Below are 18,537 nucleotides of genomic sequence, written 5' to 3'. Positions count from 1 at the left end.
CGACCCGGGCCGGCGTGCCGGGTGCGCGCGGGCGGGGGCGAGCCGGCCGGCGGGGGCGCACGGCGGGCAGAGGCGCAGTGCGGACCGTAGATTGAGGTGGGAGCCGTTGAGGCGGGAAGGAGCGTCAGCGGTGGCATCGCGGGTTGATCACACGGCGTTGTTCGCCGCGACACCGAGCCCGTATCTGGTGCTCGGTCCGGACCTGGTCATCGTCGATGTGAACCGGGCCTACCTCGCGGCCACCGGACGCACCCGGGAGGACCTGCTCGGGCGGCACATCTTCAGCGCGTTCCCGGACAACCCCGCCGACCCGGACGCCGACGGGGTCCGCAATCTCGGGGCCTCCCTGCACCGGGTCCTCGCCACCGGCCGGCCCGACACGATGGCGCTGCAGAAGTACGACATCCCCGTCGTCAGCCGCCCCGGGGTCTTCGAGGAGCGCTGGTGGTCCCCGGTGAACACCCCCGTTCTCGGCCCGGACGGGGCGGTGACGTACATCATCCACCGGGTGGAGGACGTCACCGCGTTCGTCATGGAGTACCGAGCCACCCACCCCCACGGCGTCCGGGTGGGACAGCGGCTGAAGCAGACCGAGGCCCTGGAGGCGGAACTGTACGCCCGGGCGCGGGAGTTGCAGCGGCTGAACGATGAGCTGCGGCAGGCCCACACCCGCGAGCGCGAGGTCGCCGTCATCCTGCAGGAGGCCATGCTGCACGTCCCCGACCTGGCCCACCACCGGGACATCGCGGTGCGCTACCTGCCCGCCACCGGCTCCCTCAACGTCTGCGGCGACTGGTACGACGTCGTCGACATCTCGCCGGACCGGCTCGCCGTCGCGGTCGGCGACGTCATCGGGCACGGCCTGGAGGCGGCGGCCGTCATGGGCATGCTGCGCAGTGCCCTGTCCGCCGCCATCCGGGCCCTGGAGCGCCCCGCCCAGGCCCTGGAGGTGCTCGGCCTGTACGCCAGGTCCGTCGAAGGGGCGCTGGGCACCACCGCCGTCAAGGCGGTCGTCGACATGCGCAGCCGCCTGATCACCTACAGCAGCGCGGGCCACCCGCCGCCGATGCTCATCCACCCGGACGGCGGCTGCGACCTGCTGGACCAGGCCACCGACCCGCCGCTCGGCGCCCGTCCGCAGCACGTGCCCCGCCCGCAGGCGAGCCTGCCCTACCGGCCCGGCGACACCCTCGTCCTCTACACCGACGGGCTCATCGAGCGGCGGGACCAGGACATCGACGTCGGCCTGGGGCAACTGGCCGACGTCCTCGGCGAGTTCGCCCATCTGGGCACCGAGCAGCTCGCCGACACCGTGCTCGCCCGGCTGGGCGTCGCCAGCGGCGGCCGGGACGACATCGCGCTCATCGTCGTACGGCTGTGAGAGCGGTGGTCCGGCGGGGGAGCGGTGCCCGCTAGCGGCCGGCGCGTACCCCGTCCAGGGCGATGCCGAGGACGCGGTCGCGCTGGACGTCGTCGTCGAAGGCGGTCGCGGTGATGCCGGAGACCATGCGGAGCAGGTCGCCGATCTCCATGTCGGTGCGGACCACGCCCGCCTTCTGAGCCCGCTCGAGCAGCGGTCCGCCGGCCGAGTACATCGAGTCGCGGCAGGCCTGGAAGATCTCCGACTCGTCGTTCAGGGCCTCGCGCACCGCCCGCTTGGTGACCATGTAGCCGGTGAAGCGGTCCAGCCAGGCGGTCAGGGCCTCCCACGGCTCCAGGTCGGCCAGCTCCACGGCGGCCCGGCACAGCGCGTTGACCTCGTCCGCGTAGACGCTCTCGAAGAGGTCGCGGCGGGTGGGGAAGTTCCGGTACAGGGTGCCGATCCCGACCCCCGCGCGGCGGGCGACGTCCTCCAGCGAGACGTCGGCGCCCCGCTCGGCGAACGCCTGGCGGGCGGCCGCGACCAACGCGTCGTAGTTGCGGGCCGCGTCCTTACGGTGCGGTCTGCGGGACGCGACGATCTCGCTGACGGGGAACGGGCTGTCCGTCATTGCTGCCTCCCGCGTGACAGGGGTAAACCGGAGGGTTTCCTCGACTTCGGTTGAAGCGGAGGGTTCCCTCCAGTAGAGTGGAGGGGTACCTCCACTTTAGCAGTGCGGAGCGGTATCGCCATGGCCGGACGCGGCCCGGTGTCCCCTTACCGCACGCTCACGGAAGTCTCGCTCACCATTCCCTCCGTTCCGATGTCGGAGAGGCTCTTCATGCCCCGGAAGTCCACCCGCCTCACCTTCGCGGTCCTCGCGACCGGTGCGGGCGTGTTCTCCATGCTCCAGTCGCTGGTCGCCCCGGCCCTGCCGACCGTCCAGCACGCCCTGCACACCTCCCAGTCCACCGCGACCTGGGTGATGACGGCCTATCTGCTGTCCGCCTCGGTCTTCACCCCGATACTCGGCCGGGCCGGCGACCTGATCGGCAAGAAGCGCACCCTGGTCGCCGTACTGCTGGCCGTCCTGGCCGGCTGCCTGGTCGCCGCCCTCGCGCCGAACATCGGCGTCCTGATCATCGCCCGGGTCGTCCAGGGCATCGGCGGTGCCCTGTTCCCGCTCTCCTTCGGCATCATCCGCGACGAGTTCGCCCCGGCCGAGGTCAGCGGCAGCATCAGCAACCTGTCCGCGGTGATCGCGGCCGGCGGCGGGGTCGGCATCGTGGCGGCCGGACCCATCGTCTCGGCGCTCGACTACCGGTGGCTGTTCTGGATCCCGGTCGGCGTGGTCGCGGCCACCGTCCTGATCGCCGCCCGCTACGTTCCCGAGTCGCCCAAGCGGGCCGAAGGCAGCGTCAGTTGGCTCGGTGCCGGGCTGCTCTCCGCCTGGCTGGTGGCGTTGCTGCTGCCGTTGAGCCAGGCCGGTCAGTGGGGCTGGGGCTCGGCCCGAGTGCTGGGCCTGTTCGGCACCGCCGTCGTCCTGTTCGCGGTCTGGCTGCTCACCGAGTCCCGCTCCGCCACCCCGCTCATCGACCTGCGCGTGATGCGGCTGCCCGCCGTCTGGACCACCAACACGGCCGCGCTCCTCTTCGGCGCCGGCATGTACGCGATCTGGTCCTTCCTGCCCGGCTTCGTCCAGACCCCCGGCACGGCCGGCTACGGCTTCGGTGCCACCGTCACCGAGTCCGGCCTGCTCATGCTGCCGATGCTGGTCGCCATGTTCCTCTCGGGCGTCGTCGGCGGCCGCCTCGAACCCCGCGTCGGCGCCAAGGCGCAGCTCGCCACGGGCGCCACGCTCGGCGCGCTGGCCTGCGGCTTCCTCACCCTCTGGCACGACCAGGAGTGGCAGATCGGCGTCGTCGCGGGCCTGTTCGGCCTCGGTATCGGCCTGGCCTTCGCCTCGATGGCCAACCTCATCGTCGGCAGCGTGCCGCCCGAGCAGACGGGCGCCGCGACCGGCATGAACGCCAACATCCGCACCATCGGCGGCTCCATCGGCGCCGCGCTCACCAGCGTGCTGGTCACCGGCCGGCTCCAGCCCTCCGGACTGCCGTACGCCTCCGGCTACACCCACGCCTGGGCCCTGCTCGCGCTGTTCTGCCTGACCGCGGCGGGGGCCGCCCTCCTCGTCCCGGTCCGCCGCGCGAGCCGCGTCGCCGGCCCGGTCGTGGAGCAGTCGGCGGCAGCACCCGTACGCGTGCGGTAGTGTTGACCTGCGTGATCACGCGGCAGCCGCCGCGTGACTCCGCAACGGGACGTGGCGCAGCTTGGTAGCGCACTTGACTGGGGGTCAAGGGGTCGCAGGTTCAAATCCTGTCGTCCCGACTGGAGACAGTCGCAGGTCAAGGCCGGTTTCGGAGGAATCCGAAACCGGCTTTTGATCGTTCCTGGGGACCAGTCGGGGACCGGCGTCCTTGACGACGTGTCCGTCGCCGACCGGGTCGCACTCGGCGAGGGTGCCGTCCACCAGCACATACTCCGCGTCCGCCTCGCCCAAGGCGCGGGTCAGGCCCGGCGCACCAGGGGCACAGGAGATCGATGACTGCGTGCACGTAGGCGTGGGCGGTGCCCACGCTGATCCGGAAGCCGGCCGCGATCTGCGCGAGGGTGTCGTCGTTTGCGCAGGTGCACCAGCGCGACCAGGGCCCGTTGCGAGGGCCGGAGCTTGCCGCGGCGGTCACCTCCCGGGTGACGACCAGCACCGTCACCCGCTCGATCAGCGCACGAGGCAGGTCCGGTGCGGCAGGATGCGGGACCAACGAGACTCCCCGGTCGAAGAGTTGAGACGTCAGACATCTCGCCCGTCCGCCGGGGAGCCCGGCCCGTTCTGCAAGGGCCAGCGGCCAACTGGCCGTCACCCGTCGGTGACCCCGCTGAAAAGGCTCACTGCCCGGATGCTGCGCACGGAGATCGTCACTGCTCAGCCGGCGGTGAAGGCGGGGTAGTCGGTGTAGCCCTTGGTGTGACCGGCGTAGTAGGTGTCCCGGTCGCCTTCGGCCAGCGGGTGGCCCTGCGCGAAGCGCTCGACCAGGTCGGGGTTGGCGATGAAGGGGGCGCCGAAGGAGACCGCGTTGACGATCCCGTGGTCGAGGATCTGGTTGCCGAGGGCCTGGGTGAAGCCGAGGTTGGCGACGATGTTGCCGTGGTAGTGGGCGCGGAAGCGGGAGAAGAGGGCGACGCGCTCCTCGAGGGTGCCGGGGGTGCCCAGGAGGTGCAGGTAGGCCAGGTTGCTGTCGTTGAGCTTCTTGAACAGCTGGTCGTAGTCGGCGAGTGCCTCCTCGTCCGCGGTGAACGTGGTTCCGTTGGCCCAGCCCGGAGACATCTTCACGCTGATACGGTCGCTGCCCCACACGTCACTGACGGCGTCGAGGATGTCGAGGAGGAACTGGGCCCGCTTCTCGCTGCTGCCTCCGTACGCGTCGGTGCGCTGGTTGAGACGTGGGTTGAGGAACTGCGGGATCAGGTGGGACTGCTGGGCGTGGATTTCCACGCCGTCGAAGCCGGCGCGGCGGGCGTTCTCGGCCGCATGACGGTAGTCGGCGATGGTGGCGGCGATCTCGGCGGCGGTGTAGGCGCGCGGGGTGACGGTGTCCTTCGGGCCGGAGGGGGTGAAGGACTTCTCGCCGGGGTTGATGGCCGAGGGTCCGGCGGGCAGGCGGCCGCCGAGGTGGTCGGGGTGGGAGGCCGCGCCGAGGTGGCCGAACTGGGAGACGATCCGCCCGCCGGCCTCGTGGACGGCTTCGGTGACCTTCATCCAGCCGGCGGTCTGCGCATCGGTGTAGATGCCGGGCGCGTGGATGAAACCGATCGCGTCGGCGTTGACCCAGGTTCCCTCGGTGACGATCAGGCCGGCGCCGGCGCGCTGCGCGTAGTAGGTCGCGTGGATGTCGGTGGGGGCCAGCTCGGCGTTGTGAGCGCGGGCGCGGGTCATGGGGGCCATGACGACGCTGTTGGGGAGTTCCAGCGCGCCGAGGCGGACGGGCTGCAGCAGGGGCTGGGTGGTGGTCATGAGTAACGTCCTTGTGCTGTGGGGTGGATGAGAAGGAGAGTGAGGAATGGGCGGGGGCCCGGCTCAGTCCTGTTTGAGGGCGTGGAGGCCGGAGAGTGGGCCGCCGAGCTGCATGAGGCGTCCGCCCTCGCGCAGGGAGCCGAGGTCGACGGGGGCGAAGCCGAAGGCGGCGGTGAGGTCCTTGACGGTGGTCTTGGCGTGGGCGTCGTCACCGGCGAGGAACAGCACCTGGCGTCCGGCCGGGTGGCGCGGGTCGGCGGCGATGTACTGGCCGTAGAGGGTGTTGAACGCCTTGACGACGCGGGCTCCGGGCAGCAGCGTGGCGACGTGTTCGCTGCCGGTCAGCTCGCCCAGGTCGGCGATCTTCATGGGCGGCGGCGGAGAGGCGAACTGGTTGGTGGCGTCGATGACGATCCGCCCGTCGAAGGGAGGCAGGCCGGCCACCGCGTCCGGGATCTGGGGCCAGCCGACCGCGAGCACGACGAGTTCCGCAGCGGCGGCTTCCTGCGGGGTGCCGGCGTGGGCGAGCGGTCCGAGTTCGTCGGCGAGGCCGGCGAGGGAGGCGGGGCCGCGGCTGTTGCTCAGTACGACCTGGTGGCCGTGGGCCACGGCGTGGCGGGCGATGGCCCGGGCGACGGTTCCGGCGCCGAGGGTTCCGATCTTCATGGCGATGCCCTTCGTGGGGGTTCAGGGTGCGGGGCTGGTGAGCAGGACGGTTCCGCTCCTGCCGGGGCGGCGGACATGGTCGATGGCCTTCGCGAAGTCGGCGAGGTCGTAGCCTGCGGCGACCTCGAAGAGTTCCGGGGCGGTCGCGGCCAGACGGGCGGCGAAGGCGACGTCCTCGGCCCGTTCCTCGGGCGTGCGGGCGGCCATCCACTGGAGGACGGACGTGCCCCGCACGGTCAGTGCCCGCGGGGCCAGCGCGAGTGACTCCAGCGGCGTGCTGCCGGAACCGAGCTGTCCGTAGGTGATCAGCGTGCCGCCGTCGGTGAGCAGCCCGGCCAGCTCACCGGTCAGGGATCCGCCCACCGCGTCCAGTACGACCTGGGCTCCCCGGCCGCCGGTCGCGTGCTGGACCTGAGTGCGCCAGTTGGCGTCGGCCGTCGAGATGGTCGGCAGTCCGGGGAAGCGCCGCCGCAGGGTCTGCGCCCCCGTGGCGCTGCGTACCAGGTTGACCAGCGGGATGCCGTGCTTGAGTGCTGCGGCGCTGACCAGTTTTCCCACCGACGAACCGGCGGCCGTCTGCACCACCGGACCGGCATGGCCGTGCTGGGCGTCCTCGACCGCCCGCAGCAGGGACAGCAGGGTCAGCGGGTTGGCCAGCATCAAAGCCGCGGTCCCGTCGCTGAGGTCCTCGGGCACCGGCACCACGAGATCGGCCGACGCCGTGACGAGTTCGCTCCACGCGCCCGGCACCGGGAAGAACGCCACCCGCTGACCGGGCCGCAGATCCTGCACACGCTCGCCGACGGTCTCGATGGCGCCCATTCCCGCCACGCCGGGAATCCGTGGCGTGGCGAACCGCTGCCGCGGCCCACCCGGAAGGCCCTCCACTGCCGCCAGGTCGCCGGGGTGGATCGGCCGGGACAGCACCCGCACCCGCACCTGTCCGGCGGCGGGCGCGGCAGGGGCAGGCTGCTCGCTCAGGCGCAGTACCTGCCCGGCTTCTCCGTGCTGGTCGTAGGCGATGGCGCGCATGGAGCTCTCCTTCCACGGATTATTAATGATGGTTGTCATTGAAACCCCCTGTTACGATGAGAGGCATCATTAAAAATGTCAAGTCGAGAGCGACGCGAGAGGACGGCCATGCCCCGGATCACCAGGGAGGACAAGGCCCGCAACCGGCAGAACATCCTCGAAGCGGCCAGTCGCATGTTTCGTTCGCAGGGCATCGACGCGGTCGGTATCGCCGAGTTGATGAAGGAAGCCGGACTCACCCACGGCGGCTTCTACAACCACTTCGCCTCCAAGAACGACCTGGCCGTGGAGGTGTGCGGAGCCGCCTATGCCGCCTCGCTCGAAGGCCTGGCCCGGACGATCGAGGACGGTCCGGGCCAGGCCGGCTCTCCGCTGGAGCGGGTCGTGGCCGAGTACCTGTCCACCGCGCACCGTGACGACCCGGACGGCGGCTGCCCCTCCGTCTCCCTGGCCACCGACGCCGGACGGCACAGCGAAGCCGTGCAGAGCGCATACGCCGAGGGCGTCGAGGGCTACCTCACCGGCTTCGCCGCCGAGTTCCTGCGCGAAGCCCGGGAGAAGGGCCACGAGCTCGACCCGGCCGAGGCCCGCCACAGGGCCATCCGCCTGCTCAGCGAAATGGTCGGCGCGCTGACGCTCGCCCGCGCCGTACGCCACGTCGAGCCCGAGCTCGCCGACGAGATCCTGCAGACCGGCCGCAGTGCCCTCGACTGATGCGACTCGGGGCCGTTGCGGGACGTGGAACCAAGGCGTCGCGACAGACGGCCCGGCCCCGACATCGCCGTTTGGCGGGGCATCGCAACTTCGAGGATGTCGACGTCGTCCGAGAGGCCGGCGAGTCTGGTGGAAGAGCTGTGACCGCCGGGGGACCAGTTCAGGACCACACGGTGTGCGCGACGGTGCACGGGGGAGCGTGCTGCGCACATCATGCGCCTTGATCACATCTTCTGTGTCACGAAGGGTCTTCGCGGGTGAGAGCCCGCGGGGGCCCTTTTCGCGTGCGCGGTCGAATCTGCTCCGCTCGACCGCCGGAGCGGAGCGGGTCGCGGCGGAACCCGGGGGCACCGCCGAGCCGGTGGCCCGGTGCGGACACCCGCCGCTCGCCGGCGGATCGTCGCGGCACGGCCCGTGGCCCGCCCCCGGTGGCGGATCGAGCCTCTCCTGCATCGGGTGCACGTGGGTGAACGCGACGAGGTCCGGGAGCTCCCGGCCGGCCGGGCCCCCGCCCGGTCGTGCTGCTCGACGGCGCTCGATGAGCCGCGTCGGCGCGGCGTGGGTATGTGACCATCGGTTGCGGCAGTGACCGTCGGTCCGCTCGGAGGGAGACGCGTGCAGGGACTGGTCCGGGTGCTGGTCGCCGGCGAGATCGTCGTGGCGAAGTACGGCGATCTGATCGACGACGTGCTGGACGTGCCGCTGTTCTGCCCCCGCTGCGGCCGCACGGCGGGGCTCACGCTGGTTGCCGACGGACGCGAGGCGCATCTGGAGTGCGCGGAGGGCCACGTCTGGACCGATCCCGAGGTGGCCGCGTGCGGGGTGCGGCAGCTGCTGCACCTGAGCGCGCAGGGTGTTCCGCCCCGGTTCCCGGGCGCGCGGGTCAGGATCGACATGCTGCCGCGGATCTCCGAGGACCGGACGCTGTACCCGCCGTCGCCGGACGCGCCCGGGGACCTGCTGCGCTGGGAGGACCGGGTCCTGACCACGACCGGCACCCCGCCGCTGACCGACTGCCTGCACTGGGCACGACGGCTGTGCGCCTGGGCCCTGCCGAGCGAGGGCGAGGTCTACGAGCGGCTCTACCCGCCCGCCGGAGGCAACGCGCTCGACGCGCACATGGCCGTCGTACTCGTCGCGCTGGCCCTGTACGCGACCGCCGCCGCGGCGGACCTGGCCCGCATCGAGCAGGTGGTGCCGGACCGGGCGGTGGAACCGCCGGCCGGCGCGGGGGTGCGGTGGCTGCGTCCGACGGGAGCGGCGGGCCTGGGCGGCCGGGTCCGGGTGACCGACGTGCACCGGCTGGCCACCGCCGCGCCCGAGACCTACGAGCGCTGGCGGACGGCAGCCCGTCTCGTGCTCTCCGCCAACGCCGACGACCTGCCCGCCGCGTCACTGGCGGAGCGGAGCGGGCGCCTGCCCGCGGTGGCCGACGGCGCGAGCTGGTACGGCCCGGTCGGCAGACCCGACGTGGGCCGCACCGGCGACGGGTCCTTCGGAACCGAGTGGGGACGGCCCTAGGTGCATTGACCGGTCAGGCCGCCGATCTGGATCAGGTGGCAGCTGTGGGTGATCCGGGTGATGGGAGCGGTTCGGTCATTGCCTTTGCCTCATCCGGCGGGCGTGGATGTCGAGCAGGGCAGGTCGATCGCGGCGCGGTGCGCAGATGCGCGTTCCATGCTCAGCGCTCGCCCGGATGCAGCTTTCGGGAAGCAGGTCGAGGACGGGCACCATCCGGAGGCCGTCGCTTGTTGCGACGATGACCTTCAGGGCGGGGACGCGGTCAAGAAGGATCTGGCGGCAGCGGCCGCATGGGGGCTGGACGCGCGGTCGCGGTCACCCACGGCGACGATGACGCCCAGGTCATAGGTGCCCTCAGCGGCAGCAGCGGCGGTCAGGACCAGCTCCGCGCAGGGGCCTTCGGTGGAGGGACAGGCGTTCACCGCGGTGACGATCCGGCCGTGTCGGGCGCGGGCCGCAGCCGCCATGGTGTGGGTGTCGCCCCGGCAGCGTGTGGCCGCAACGTGCGCCGCCGCCTGGATCGGATCGTGGTCGACACGGTCGGTCCGTAAGGCCATCTTCTCTGACTTCATGCTGTTCCAGGCGACGTTGGCCCTGTCCACGACGGCGCGCAGGCGCCGGTCGTCTGCGTGGCGGTTTCGGCGGATGAGGTAGCGGCGGATCATGCTGCCCTGCTCCCTGGGCCTTGAACGGCCCTCGGAGCGAGGTGGGGTGCCGGCCGCCAGGAAGGGGAACGGCGAGCCGGGGCCTGGGGTCCGGACCGTGGTCCGTATGAGACCGCCTGCGGGCTTCAGCCTGCCGGCGTGCGTGCCGTGCCCCTGGTGCGGAGGTGCTGACCGAGAAAGAGAGCGGCGCGGTCCAGTGCCTCGTCGGCTTCGTCCAGGACGCCGGCGAACGCCTGGAAGACATGTGGAACGTCAGCGGTGATGTCCAGGATGACGTCCACTCCGGCTTCCCTCGCGCGCGCGGCCATGCGCGTGGAGTCGTCCAGGAGTATTTCGTTGGTGCCCGCCTGCAGAAGCAACGGAGGGAAGCCGGTCAGGTCGGCGAGGGTGGCGGGGCTGAGCATGGGCTGATGCGGATCCTGTCCCGCGAGGTACATGGTCCCGGTGTTCTCCAGGCCCTCACGAGTGAAGAACGGGTCGATGCCCGCCTTGGTGTCCATGCTCTCGCCTGTCCGGGTCATGTCGAGTCCGGGGGAGAACGCCACGATTGCTGCGGGCACGGGCAGGCCCGCGTCGCGGGCGGCGAGGCAGGTGGTGACGGTGAGGCCGCCACCGGCGGAGTCCCCGGCGAACGCGATCGCCGAGGGGTCTTCGCCGCTGTCGAGAAGTGCGCGGTAGGCGCTCAGTCCGTCCTCGATCGCGGCCGGGAACGGATACTCAGGGGCTAGCCGGTAATCCAGGGAGAACGCCCGGAACCCTGTTCTGGTCACCAGGTTCCCCGTCAGTGACATCGCCGTCTCCGGTGAACCGACCACGTAGGAGCCGCCGTGAAAGTAGAGGATCGTCCCGGCCTTCGGAGTGCCGGTCGCCTCGACGAGCAGCGCGGGCCGATCACCGAGCGTCGCAGTCCGGGTGCGGATCCCGGCCGGGACGGTCATTCCCCGCATCATCGCCCTGAACCCGGCACGGAGCTCCTCCACCGACCGAGGTCCCTCCGGCCGAGGTTGCCGGACCATCGCGTCGATTTCCGCGCGCTGCTGCCTGCTCATTGTCGCCTCCATCGCAAGTACATGCCAAGGAATTATATGCCCAGGCATCTAGGTTAGAATATATGCCATGGCATCTAAGTCAAGCCGTGCCCCGATCGACCTCCAGGTCTTCTTCACTGATCTCGTCCGCTGTGAGACACGCCTCTACAACGCGCTGAACGACCGCCTTCGCGAGCGGCACGGGATCGTCACCTCGCAGTTCGAGTTCCTGCGCTTCCTGCGCGACCGCCCCGGGTCCCGGGTCGCGGACCTGGCCACCGAATTCGCCATCGGGATCGGCGCGACCAGCAAGGGCATCGACCGCCTGGAGAAGCAGGCCTGGGTCACACGGCGAACCAATCCGTCGGATCGCCGCTCATCGCTGCTGGACCTGACCGCCGCAGGCCTGCAACTCGTCGAGGCGGCCGAGGCGACCTTCACCAAGACGCTGGCCGAGTTGACCGCAGACGTCCTGGGCGGTCCCTCAGGACCGGCCGCCGCACAGATCTTCTCGGAGCTGCGCTCTGTACTCGAACGCGACCAGATCGGTCTGCCCACAGGCTGACCGGCATGCGCATCCGGTGCGACTGCCCGTTGGCCCCGTGATCGGCGTGTTGTTGCGAGGGTGAATCTCGCGGATTGATCACGACTCGATACGCGCCCTGGTACGCCGATTCGAGGATCCCGAGGATCTGCTCCGCGGTGGGCTGCCGGGGTGCGTTGCGGGTGACCGCGGCCGCAAGGGCGCCCGCGGCGGCGGAGTGTCACGGGCGTCGGCCTCGCCACCGCCCTGAGCAGGGTCGGCGCGGCCGTCGGCACCTTCCTGACGCCGACGGGCCTCGACCGGTTCGGAGCGGAGTTGGTCCTCTCCGCCGACGCCGGGATGCTCGCGCCCGGCGGCCCGGTAGGCCCCGCGGCGCGCATCCGTCCGGAACGCCGGGTGACACGACCGGCATGCATAGCGTGCGGCCCAGGGTACGGCGCCGCACCCCCTGCCCCGACGTAGCGTGACCCCGTCGCCGTACGCCCGCCCCGCACCACCGGGAGTCCCAGATGGCCCGTTCCGAAGCCCGCGTTCCCACCGACCGCCCCGCCCGCTACGCCAAGCAGCTCGCCTCGCACCTCGGCCGCCGCTCGCAGACCAGCTGGGACGAGGAGACCGGGACCGGCGGCATCGTCTTCCAGAACGGCACCGGCACCCTCACCGCGACCGAGGGCGCCCTGCTGCTCACCGTGGACACGGACCCCGAGCACCTCGGCGTCCTGGAAGGCGTGGTCGGCCGGCACCTGGTCCGCTTCGGCACCCGTGACGAACTCGTCGTCGCCTGGCGCCGCGACAACGGGGAGCCGGGCACCACCCAGCGCAACTCCGAGGATCAGGCGGCCCGTTGAGCTAGTCGAACTGGCTCGGCAGCGGTGCGGGGGTCTTTCCGGACAGCACGTCCTCGAGACGCTTGGCGCCGTTCTGCACGGCCAGGGCGGTGCTGTCGTGGTCGACGCCCGAGAGGCCGCCGTTGGTGACCGCCGCCCCGGAGGCGCCGACGCGCAGCACCGCGACGTCGAGGGTGGTCGTGGCGGGCTGCCCGTTCGAGGTGCCCTGGACGGTGACCGTCAGCGCCGCCAGGTTGTCACCCGCCTTGGGCGGATCCTTGTACTCGACCACCTGTACGGTCCGCTTGCCGCCGTCCGAGGCGGTGGCCGTGAACTGGTTGCACTCGGTGGGAAGGTTCCGCAGCCACTTGACGGTGGCGTCCATGGCGGCCTGGCCGTAGTCGCCGACCTGGTACAGCAGCCGGGAGTCCTCCGAGGTGAAACCGCGCAGCCCGGAGGCGCCGGCGGCGCGGCCCAGCAGGGTGTCGGAGTAGAGGCTGTCCAGCAGCCGTTGGCAGTCGGCGGCACTGGTCTTGGCATTGAGGAACTGGGCGACGTCGACCTTGCCGACCAGCATCTGGTTGCGCCAGGTGGCGGCGTCGTTGGCCTGCTGCCAGTCGTCCTCGATGTCGGCCGGCGTGATCAGCGCGGCCTGTGCGCCGGGGCCGGTGAGGGTGGGAGTGCGCGACGGAGCGGGGGAGCGCTCGGCGGCGGGCGAGACGGCCGCGGCCTCGGGGGAGCCGCTGCCGTCCGAACACGCCGCCGCCGTGGCGAGCAGGGTGCCCGCCGTCAGGGCCGCGGCGAGCACACGCGCGGGTCGGGACGGACGGGTCATCGCGACTGCCTCCTCGGAACGCGGTACGTCACCGGGCGGACGGCGCCGGGGCGCCCCTTCCGCCGGACGACGCCGGACGGCGTCGGTACGACCTCCACGCCACCACCGGCGGCGGGCGCCGACCACTCGCACGTGCCATTCGGGTGAGCGCCGTGATCAGGCCGCCGTGACCCGCACCCGCCGGCTGCCGCAGCGCGGGCACACCGCGTCCGTGAGCGGCGACGGCACGGCCCGGCCGGCCTCGTCGACGTACTCCAGGGTGCTCTGCAGCTCCGGATCGGCGACCGGGTCGGTGAAGAACACCGCCTGGAAGACGGCCTGCCAGCCGTGGCCGCACCGCCCGCAGCGGAACGCGAAGGTCTCGGGCACGGCGCCCGGCACGGGCCCGGGACCCGGCGGCTCGGTCATCGGCTCCGGCTCCTGTCACTCGGCCTCCGCCACCAGCCCACCGCCCCGCCCGGCCGGCGGCAAGTCGGGACCGGGTGTCCCAGGCGTGGACGCCCCCTTGACGCCGGGCGGAGGCGGATCGACACTCCAGATGGGAATCCTAGTGAAAAGGTAGGGAACGATGGGTCGCCTGCGCACGCTCACCGGCAGACAACGCCGCGAGAGCCCCGCGCCCTGGACGGCCCCCCTGCTCACCTCCCGCCGCCACCTCGACCTGCTGCGGATGTGCGGCGCCACCGGCCGCAGAGACTGAGCGCCCGATCCCGGTCGTACGAGCCGAGCGCCCTCCGCCAGGGCTCACCGAATCCCACCGAGAACCCACCGACGAACGCCTCGGCCGCGCGTACGCCCGCGCGCCCGCCCGCCCCCGGGGAGACGCATGTCCATCACTCCACTCGCCGCCCTGCCGTCCGTCCGCACCGCCCCCGGCTTCCGGGGCCGCATCGGCCGCGACGCGCGCAGCGGCCACTACGCCGTGCCGCGCCGCTACCGGCTGCACCTGTCCACGGCCTGTCCCGACGGCCTGCGAATCGCCGTCGGGCACAGCCTGCTGGCCCTGGACGACTGTTGTCCGGTCACCTTCCTGCCCGCCGTCCCGGACTGTCCCGACGGCAGCCACGCGGTACTGCGCCCGCTGTACGAGGCCAGCGCCCACCGCTACTCGGGACCGGCCCTCGCGCCGGTGTTCAGCGACGGCTGGTCCGGCCGCATCGTCAGCACCCACAGCCGGGACATCCTGCGCGACCTCGACCGGCACTTCGGTGACGGCGTCGCCCGGCTCTACCCCTGTGGCGCCGAGGCCCGGATCGAGGCCGTCGAGCGGCTGTGCACCGAGGACATCGAGCAGGCCGCCCAGCGTGCCGGGCGCGAGGGCGGCGACCCGGAGGCGCTGGCGGTGCTGCTCACGGCCCTGGACGGGCTGGAGCGCCGGCTGGCCGGGGTGGAGTTCCTGGTCGCCGGTCAACTCACGGCCGCGGACGTCGAGTTGTGGGTGGCCCTGGTGCAACTCGACACCGTGCACCGCAACCACCTGGACGCCGCCGCGGTGCACGCCGTCGCCGGCCACCCGGTGCTGTGGGCCTACGCGCGCCGGCTGGCCGCCCATCCGGCCTTCGGCGCCCACCTCGACCTGGACGGCATCGCCCGCCGCCACCACGGCCGTTGCCAGGGCCTGGAAGCCGCCGGCGCGGCCGTCCAGATCCTGGACTGGGCGGGCCACGCGGCGGACGCACCCCGCGTTTCGCGCAGGTGAGAGCGGCCCGAACCGTTTCGCCAGTCGGACAGGCGTTGACATTCGTTCGGGCAACTGCGTTACTTGCGGACCAGAACGGTCATGAGCGTCAGCGTCAAGCCCTGGCTTGCTGACCGGCAACCCTCGCACCGCGGTGGGGTGCCCCAGGTGACGACCGGACCGACGACGTTTCGGCAAGCGACGATTCGGTAAGCGCGAGTGCCCTCCGGGGCCGGAACGACAGTGACGGGTGACGACATGTACGCAGCCTCCAGGACGGCCCAGCGCCGCGCCGAGGGCTGCGTACGCCCGTACCCGAGCCCGCTCGTCGCCGACCGCGCCGTCGACCTGCTCCGTGTCAACAGCGCCCTGTGTAGCGCGTGTACCGCACCGGGCTGTGCCCGCTGTCGGGTCTGACCAGGCCTTTCCGCCGGTTCCCCGCAGCCTCGCACCCCAGCGTTCCCGTCGGAACACCGGCCGTCCGGTGTGCCGCCGTCCGCCCAGCCCCGTGCCCCGCGCGCCCCCGCGCACCGTGCCGCGCCCGAACGCGGCCCGGTGCGCGGCCCCCGCCGTGGGACACGTGGGTGTCCGACTCCGCCGGAGCCCGCCATGAGTGAACCCCCAGGCGCCACGATCGCCGCCCCCGAGGCGCCGCCCGCCGCCGACGAACCGTCACAATCCCTCTCCGCACAGCGCGTTCAGCCGCTGCGCAGGCCGGGACGGTGGATCGCCACCGCCGTCGTCCTGGTCCTGGCCGCCCAGTTCGTGCACGGACTGGTGACCAACCCCTTCTACCAGTGGGACCGCTGGGGCTACTGGTTCCTGCGGCCGACCATCCTCGACGGACTGGTCATCACCCTCGAAGTGACCGCCTACAGCGCGGTGCTGGGCCTGCTCGGCGGCATCGTGCTCGCCCTGGCCCGGCTCTCGAGGAGCCCGGTGCTGCGCGCGGTCAGCTGGACCTACGTGTGGGCGCTGCGCTCCGTACCGCTCATCGTGGTCCTGCTCTTCCTGTACAACTTCAGCGCCCTGTACAAGACGTTGAGCATCGGCGTCCCCTTCGGGCCGGCCTTCTTCTCCTTCGACGAGTCGAAGCTCGCCACCGACATGGTCGTCGCCGTCATCGGCCTCAGCCTCAACGAGGCCGCCTACGCGGCCGAGGTGGTCCGCGGCGGCATCCTCTCCGTGGATCAGGGCCAGCACGAGGCGGCCGCCGCGCTCGGCCTGCCCAGGGGCTACCAGTTCCGGAAGATCGTGTTCCCGCAGGCCCTGCGGTCCATCACCCCGAACTACGTCAACCAGCTGATCGGCCTGATCAAGAGCACCTCGCTCGTCTTCTACGTCTCGCTGCTCGACCTGTTCGGCTCGGCGCAGAGCATGGGCTCCACCTACCCCGGCGACATCGTGCCGCTGCTCCTCGTGGTGACCGTCTGGTACCTGATCCTGACCAGCGTCGTCTCCGTGGTCCAGTTCTACGTGGAGCGCCACTACGCCCGCGGCGCCACCCGCGCGCTGCCCCCGACCCCCCTGCAGAGACTCCGCGCCGGCCTCACCGAACTGCGCGCCCGCATCCGCCGGGAGGCCGCGGTATGACCACCACCGACACCCTGGAGACGGCCCCCGCCGCCCTGGAGATCCACGGCGTCCACAAGTGGTACGGCGCCCACCGCGTCCTCGACGGCATCGACCTGACCATCCGTCCCGGCGAGGTCACCGTCGTCCTCGGCCCGTCCGGCTCCGGCAAGTCCACCCTCCTCAGGGTCGTCAACCACCTGGAGAAGCCCGAGCGCGGCCACGTCAGCATCAACGGCGAGCCGATCGGCGTGAAGCGGCAGGGCGGCCGGCTGAAGGAGCTGAGCGAGCGCGCCATCCTGGCCCAGCGCGGCCGGATCGGCTTCGTCTTCCAGAACTTCAACCTCTTCCCGCACCTGACCGTGCTGGACAACGTGGCCGCCGCCCCGGCCGCCACCGGAAAGCTCACCAAGCCCGCGGCCCAGGCCCTGGCCAAGCAACTCCTGGAAAGGGTCGGCCTCGGCGAGCGCGTCGGCGCCTACCCCCGGCAGCTCTCCGGCGGCCAGCAGCAACGCGTCGCCATCGCCCGCGCGCTCGCCCTGCGCCCCGGCGTGATCCTCTTCGACGAGCCCACCTCCGCCCTGGACCCCGAACTCGTCGGCGAGGTCCTCGCCGTCATCAAGGACCTGGCGACCAGCGGCACCACCCTGGTCATCGTCACCCACGAGATCGGCTTCGCCCGCGAGATCGCCGACCGGGTCGTCTTCATCGACGGTGGCCGGATCGTCGAGCAGGGTCCGCCCTCCGAGGTCCTCGACAACCCCAGGCACGAACGGACCAGGGACTTCCTCGGCAAGGTCCTCTGAACACACGCCGTTCACCGCGCCGTACAGCGCACTTCTCACCGCACCTTTCACCGCAACACGAAGGACAGCCATGCCCACGCTCCTCACCCGACGCAGCCTGATCAGAGGCATCACCGCGGCGACCGCCGTCGCCTCCCTCGCCACCGGGCTCGCCGCCTGCGGGGGCGACAGCGACGCGGCCACCACCTCCGCCGCGAAGACCGGCGAGGTCGTCATCGGCCAGGTCTCCAACGGCGCCGCCACCCAGACCACGATCAAGGTCTCCGAGGTCAAGTCCATCAGCGCCGAACTGCCCGCCTCCGTCAGGAAGAGCGGCAGGCTCGTCATCGGCGAGGGCGCCCTGCCCGCCGGGTTCCCGCCGCTGGCCTTCGTGGGCAGCGACCAGAAGACCCTCACCGGCTCCGAGCCCGACCTCGGCCGCCTGGTCGCCGCGGTCCTCGGCCTCAGGCCCGAGATCCAGAACGCCACCTGGGAGAACATGTTCGTCGGCATCGACAGCGGCAAGGTCGACGTGGCCTTCTCCAACGTCACCGACACCGAGGAACGCAAGAAGAAGTACGAGTTCGCCTCCTACCGGCAGGACAACCTCGCCTTCACCGTGCCGAAGAAGAGCACCTGGAACTTCGACGGCAACTACGAGAACCTCGCCGGCAGGACCGTCTCCGTGAGCGCCGGCACCAACCAGGAGAAGATCCTCCTGGAGTGGAAGAAGAAGCTGGAGAGCGAGGGCAAGAAGCTCACCGTCAAGTACTTCCAGGACAGCAACAGCGTCTACCTGGCCCTGTCCAGCGGCAAGATCGACGCCTACCTCGGCCCCAACCCCGGCATCGCGTACCACAACAAGCAGACCGCGAACACGCCCAACGCCACCCGCACCGCGGGCACCTACTCCGGCGCGGGCGCCGACCTCCAGGGCCTGATCGCGGCCACCGCCAAGAAGGACAGCGGCCTCGCCAAGCCGCTCGCCGACGCCATCAACTACCTGATCAGGAACGGTCAGTACGCCGAATGGCTCAAGGCCTACAACCTCTCCGACGAAGCCGTCGCGAAGTCCGAGGTCAACCCGCCCGGACTGCCCCTCGACAACTCCTGATCGCCCGTCAGGACACGACACCGCACGGTGAGAAGGGACCGCGCCTCCGTGACCCACCGGACCGACCTCCACGGAGGCGTGGCCTCCCCCGCACCCGGCACGCCCCCGCTCGACGACGCCGTCC

General features: G+C 71.5%; 18 protein-coding genes, 1 tRNA gene, 3 pseudogenes and 1 riboswitch. Of the genes and pseudogenes, 12 read left to right on the top strand and 10 right to left on the bottom strand.

Going from position 1 to position 18,537, the window contains the following annotated elements; all coding sequences use genetic code 11:
- The first annotated feature begins 130 nt into the window (after nucleotides 1-130).
- Entirely contained in the window at nucleotides 131-1,381 is a 1,251-nt protein-coding gene (locus tag AB0472_RS14510; protein WP_366356470.1) for a SpoIIE family protein phosphatase, read from the top strand.
- 31 nt (nucleotides 1,382-1,412) lie between these two features.
- Here the strand turns inward: AB0472_RS14510 and AB0472_RS14505 are convergent, their stop codons facing one another.
- Complete coding sequence (locus AB0472_RS14505; protein ID WP_366356469.1) at nucleotides 1,413-1,991, bottom strand: helix-turn-helix domain-containing protein; 579 nt, start codon at nucleotides 1,989-1,991, stop codon at nucleotides 1,413-1,415.
- Between the two features lie 210 nt (nucleotides 1,992-2,201).
- Here AB0472_RS14505 and AB0472_RS14500 point away from each other — a divergent pair, with 210 nt between their 5' ends.
- Both AB0472_RS14500 and AB0472_RS14495 read left to right on the top strand, forming a co-directional pair.
- Complete coding sequence (locus AB0472_RS14500; protein WP_366356557.1) at nucleotides 2,202-3,629, top strand: MFS transporter; 1,428 nt, start codon at nucleotides 2,202-2,204, stop codon at nucleotides 3,627-3,629.
- Nucleotides 3,630-3,674: 45 nt separating this feature from the next.
- Nucleotides 3,675-3,748, top strand: a tRNA-Pro gene (locus AB0472_RS14495).
- Nucleotides 3,749-3,851: 103 nt separating this feature from the next.
- Here AB0472_RS14495 and AB0472_RS14490 read toward each other — a convergent pair.
- The 4 genes and pseudogenes from AB0472_RS14490 to AB0472_RS14475 form a co-directional block, all read right to left on the bottom strand.
- Nucleotides 3,852-4,182 (bottom strand): annotated as a pseudogene (locus tag AB0472_RS14490) (transposase family protein); the annotation flags it as partial.
- 161 nt (nucleotides 4,183-4,343) lie between these two features.
- Nucleotides 4,344-5,432 (bottom strand): alkene reductase, encoded by a 1,089-nt coding sequence (locus AB0472_RS14485; protein WP_366356468.1) that lies wholly within the window; start codon nucleotides 5,430-5,432, stop codon nucleotides 4,344-4,346.
- A gap of 63 nt (nucleotides 5,433-5,495) precedes the next feature.
- A complete protein-coding gene (locus tag AB0472_RS14480) occupies nucleotides 5,496-6,098 on the bottom strand; it encodes an NAD(P)-binding domain-containing protein (RefSeq protein WP_366356466.1) in 603 nt (200 codons plus the stop codon).
- A gap of 21 nt (nucleotides 6,099-6,119) precedes the next feature.
- Nucleotides 6,120-7,130, bottom strand: a complete 1,011-nt coding sequence (locus AB0472_RS14475; RefSeq protein ID WP_366356465.1) for a zinc-binding dehydrogenase — start codon at nucleotides 7,128-7,130, stop codon at nucleotides 6,120-6,122.
- 108 nt (nucleotides 7,131-7,238) lie between these two features.
- Between AB0472_RS14475 and AB0472_RS14470 the strand changes: the two genes are divergently transcribed.
- Complete coding sequence (locus tag AB0472_RS14470; RefSeq protein WP_366356463.1) at nucleotides 7,239-7,844, top strand: TetR/AcrR family transcriptional regulator; 606 nt, start codon at nucleotides 7,239-7,241, stop codon at nucleotides 7,842-7,844.
- Between the two features lie 615 nt (nucleotides 7,845-8,459).
- Nucleotides 8,460-9,365: a hypothetical protein gene (locus AB0472_RS14465; protein ID WP_366356461.1), complete on the top strand. Its 906-nt coding sequence runs from the start codon at nucleotides 8,460-8,462 to the stop codon at nucleotides 9,363-9,365.
- 75 nt (nucleotides 9,366-9,440) lie between these two features.
- Here AB0472_RS14465 and AB0472_RS14460 read toward each other — a convergent pair.
- From AB0472_RS14460 to AB0472_RS14450, 3 genes and pseudogenes are all read right to left on the bottom strand, one after another.
- Nucleotides 9,441-9,922 (bottom strand): annotated as a pseudogene (locus tag AB0472_RS14460) (cytidine deaminase).
- Between the two features lie 24 nt (nucleotides 9,923-9,946).
- A pseudogene (locus tag AB0472_RS14455) lies at nucleotides 9,947-10,045 on the bottom strand (transposase); the annotation flags it as partial.
- 110 nt (nucleotides 10,046-10,155) lie between these two features.
- Nucleotides 10,156-11,079, bottom strand: coding sequence for an alpha/beta hydrolase (locus AB0472_RS14450; protein ID WP_366356460.1), 924 nt, complete (start codon nucleotides 11,077-11,079; stop codon nucleotides 10,156-10,158).
- A gap of 67 nt (nucleotides 11,080-11,146) precedes the next feature.
- On the opposite strand from AB0472_RS14450, the gene AB0472_RS14445 reads away from it, so the two are divergent.
- Both AB0472_RS14445 and AB0472_RS14440 read left to right on the top strand, forming a co-directional pair.
- Entirely contained in the window at nucleotides 11,147-11,623 is a 477-nt protein-coding gene (locus AB0472_RS14445; RefSeq protein WP_366356458.1) for a MarR family transcriptional regulator, read from the top strand.
- 488 nt (nucleotides 11,624-12,111) lie between these two features.
- Complete coding sequence (locus AB0472_RS14440) at nucleotides 12,112-12,450, top strand: DUF2218 domain-containing protein (protein WP_366356456.1); 339 nt, start codon at nucleotides 12,112-12,114, stop codon at nucleotides 12,448-12,450.
- A gap of 1 nt (nucleotide 12,451) precedes the next feature.
- Here the strand turns inward: AB0472_RS14440 and AB0472_RS14435 are convergent, their stop codons facing one another.
- Together AB0472_RS14435 and AB0472_RS14430 are read right to left on the bottom strand one after the other, a co-directional pair.
- Nucleotides 12,452-13,264: a hypothetical protein gene (locus tag AB0472_RS14435; protein ID WP_366356455.1), complete on the bottom strand. Its 813-nt coding sequence runs from the start codon at nucleotides 13,262-13,264 to the stop codon at nucleotides 12,452-12,454.
- A 156-nt stretch (nucleotides 13,265-13,420) separates the two neighbouring features.
- Nucleotides 13,421-13,672, bottom strand: coding sequence for a hypothetical protein (locus AB0472_RS14430; RefSeq protein ID WP_366356454.1), 252 nt, complete (start codon nucleotides 13,670-13,672; stop codon nucleotides 13,421-13,423).
- A 160-nt stretch (nucleotides 13,673-13,832) separates the two neighbouring features.
- On the opposite strand from AB0472_RS14430, the gene AB0472_RS14425 reads away from it, so the two are divergent.
- From AB0472_RS14425 to AB0472_RS14405, 5 genes are all read left to right on the top strand, one after another.
- Nucleotides 13,833-13,964: a hypothetical protein gene (locus AB0472_RS14425; RefSeq protein ID WP_256216073.1), complete on the top strand. Its 132-nt coding sequence runs from the start codon at nucleotides 13,833-13,835 to the stop codon at nucleotides 13,962-13,964.
- 126 nt (nucleotides 13,965-14,090) lie between these two features.
- The gene (locus AB0472_RS14420) at nucleotides 14,091-14,963 is read left to right on the top strand and encodes a glutathione S-transferase C-terminal domain-containing protein (protein ID WP_366356453.1); all 873 of its coding nucleotides are present in this window, start codon (nucleotides 14,091-14,093) and stop codon (nucleotides 14,961-14,963) included.
- Between the two features lie 77 nt (nucleotides 14,964-15,040).
- A riboswitch (SAM riboswitch) is annotated at nucleotides 15,041-15,164 on the top strand.
- Between the two features lie 387 nt (nucleotides 15,165-15,551).
- Nucleotides 15,552-16,535 carry an amino acid ABC transporter permease gene (locus AB0472_RS14415; RefSeq protein WP_366356451.1) on the top strand — a complete coding sequence of 328 codons (984 nt, stop codon included), beginning with the start codon at nucleotides 15,552-15,554 and terminating at the stop codon, nucleotides 16,533-16,535.
- Complete coding sequence (locus tag AB0472_RS14410; protein WP_366356449.1) at nucleotides 16,532-17,320, top strand: amino acid ABC transporter ATP-binding protein; 789 nt, start codon at nucleotides 16,532-16,534, stop codon at nucleotides 17,318-17,320. The genes AB0472_RS14415 and AB0472_RS14410 overlap by 4 nt, the downstream gene beginning before the upstream one ends.
- 70 nt (nucleotides 17,321-17,390) lie before the next feature.
- Complete coding sequence (locus tag AB0472_RS14405) at nucleotides 17,391-18,413, top strand: ABC transporter substrate-binding protein (protein ID WP_366356448.1); 1,023 nt, start codon at nucleotides 17,391-17,393, stop codon at nucleotides 18,411-18,413.
- The last annotated feature ends 124 nt before the right edge of the window (nucleotides 18,414-18,537 follow it).

This window comes from Streptomyces sp. NPDC086777 (assembly GCF_040702065.1).
In the GTDB taxonomy this organism is placed as follows: Bacteria; Actinomycetota; Actinomycetes; order Streptomycetales; family Streptomycetaceae; genus Streptomyces.
Note: the sequence above shows the minus strand (reverse complement) of the source record. Positions and strands in the feature narration are given on the sequence as shown.

Bases quoted from the DNA above. Each gene is read 5' to 3' on its own strand.
- AB0472_RS14410 (WP_366356449.1), top strand. From the start codon at position 16,532: ATGACCACCACCGACACCCTGGAGACGGCCCCCGCCGCCCTGGAGATC.
- AB0472_RS14415 (WP_366356451.1), top strand. From the start codon at position 15,552: ATGAGTGAACCCCCAGGCGCCACGATCGCCGCCCCCGAGGCGCCGCCC.
- AB0472_RS14440 (WP_366356456.1), top strand. From the start codon at position 12,112: ATGGCCCGTTCCGAAGCCCGCGTTCCCACCGACCGCCCCGCCCGCTAC.
- AB0472_RS14475 (WP_366356465.1), bottom strand. From the start codon at position 7,130: ATGCGCGCCATCGCCTACGACCAGCACGGAGAAGCCGGGCAGGTACTG.
- AB0472_RS14505 (WP_366356469.1), bottom strand. From the start codon at position 1,991: ATGACGGACAGCCCGTTCCCCGTCAGCGAGATCGTCGCGTCCCGCAGA.
- AB0472_RS14480 (WP_366356466.1), bottom strand. From the start codon at position 6,098: ATGAAGATCGGAACCCTCGGCGCCGGAACCGTCGCCCGGGCCATCGCC.
- AB0472_RS14425 (WP_256216073.1), top strand. From the start codon at position 13,833: ATGGGTCGCCTGCGCACGCTCACCGGCAGACAACGCCGCGAGAGCCCC.
- AB0472_RS14470 (WP_366356463.1), top strand. From the start codon at position 7,239: ATGCCCCGGATCACCAGGGAGGACAAGGCCCGCAACCGGCAGAACATC.
- AB0472_RS14445 (WP_366356458.1), top strand. From the start codon at position 11,147: ATGGCATCTAAGTCAAGCCGTGCCCCGATCGACCTCCAGGTCTTCTTC.
- AB0472_RS14420 (WP_366356453.1), top strand. From the start codon at position 14,091: ATGTCCATCACTCCACTCGCCGCCCTGCCGTCCGTCCGCACCGCCCCC.
- AB0472_RS14430 (WP_366356454.1), bottom strand. From the start codon at position 13,672: ATGACCGAGCCGCCGGGTCCCGGGCCCGTGCCGGGCGCCGTGCCCGAG.
- AB0472_RS14435 (WP_366356455.1), bottom strand. From the start codon at position 13,264: ATGACCCGTCCGTCCCGACCCGCGCGTGTGCTCGCCGCGGCCCTGACG.
- AB0472_RS14405 (WP_366356448.1), top strand. From the start codon at position 17,391: ATGCCCACGCTCCTCACCCGACGCAGCCTGATCAGAGGCATCACCGCG.
- AB0472_RS14500 (WP_366356557.1), top strand. From the start codon at position 2,202: ATGCCCCGGAAGTCCACCCGCCTCACCTTCGCGGTCCTCGCGACCGGT.
- AB0472_RS14450 (WP_366356460.1), bottom strand. From the start codon at position 11,079: ATGAGCAGGCAGCAGCGCGCGGAAATCGACGCGATGGTCCGGCAACCT.
- AB0472_RS14485 (WP_366356468.1), bottom strand. From the start codon at position 5,432: ATGACCACCACCCAGCCCCTGCTGCAGCCCGTCCGCCTCGGCGCGCTG.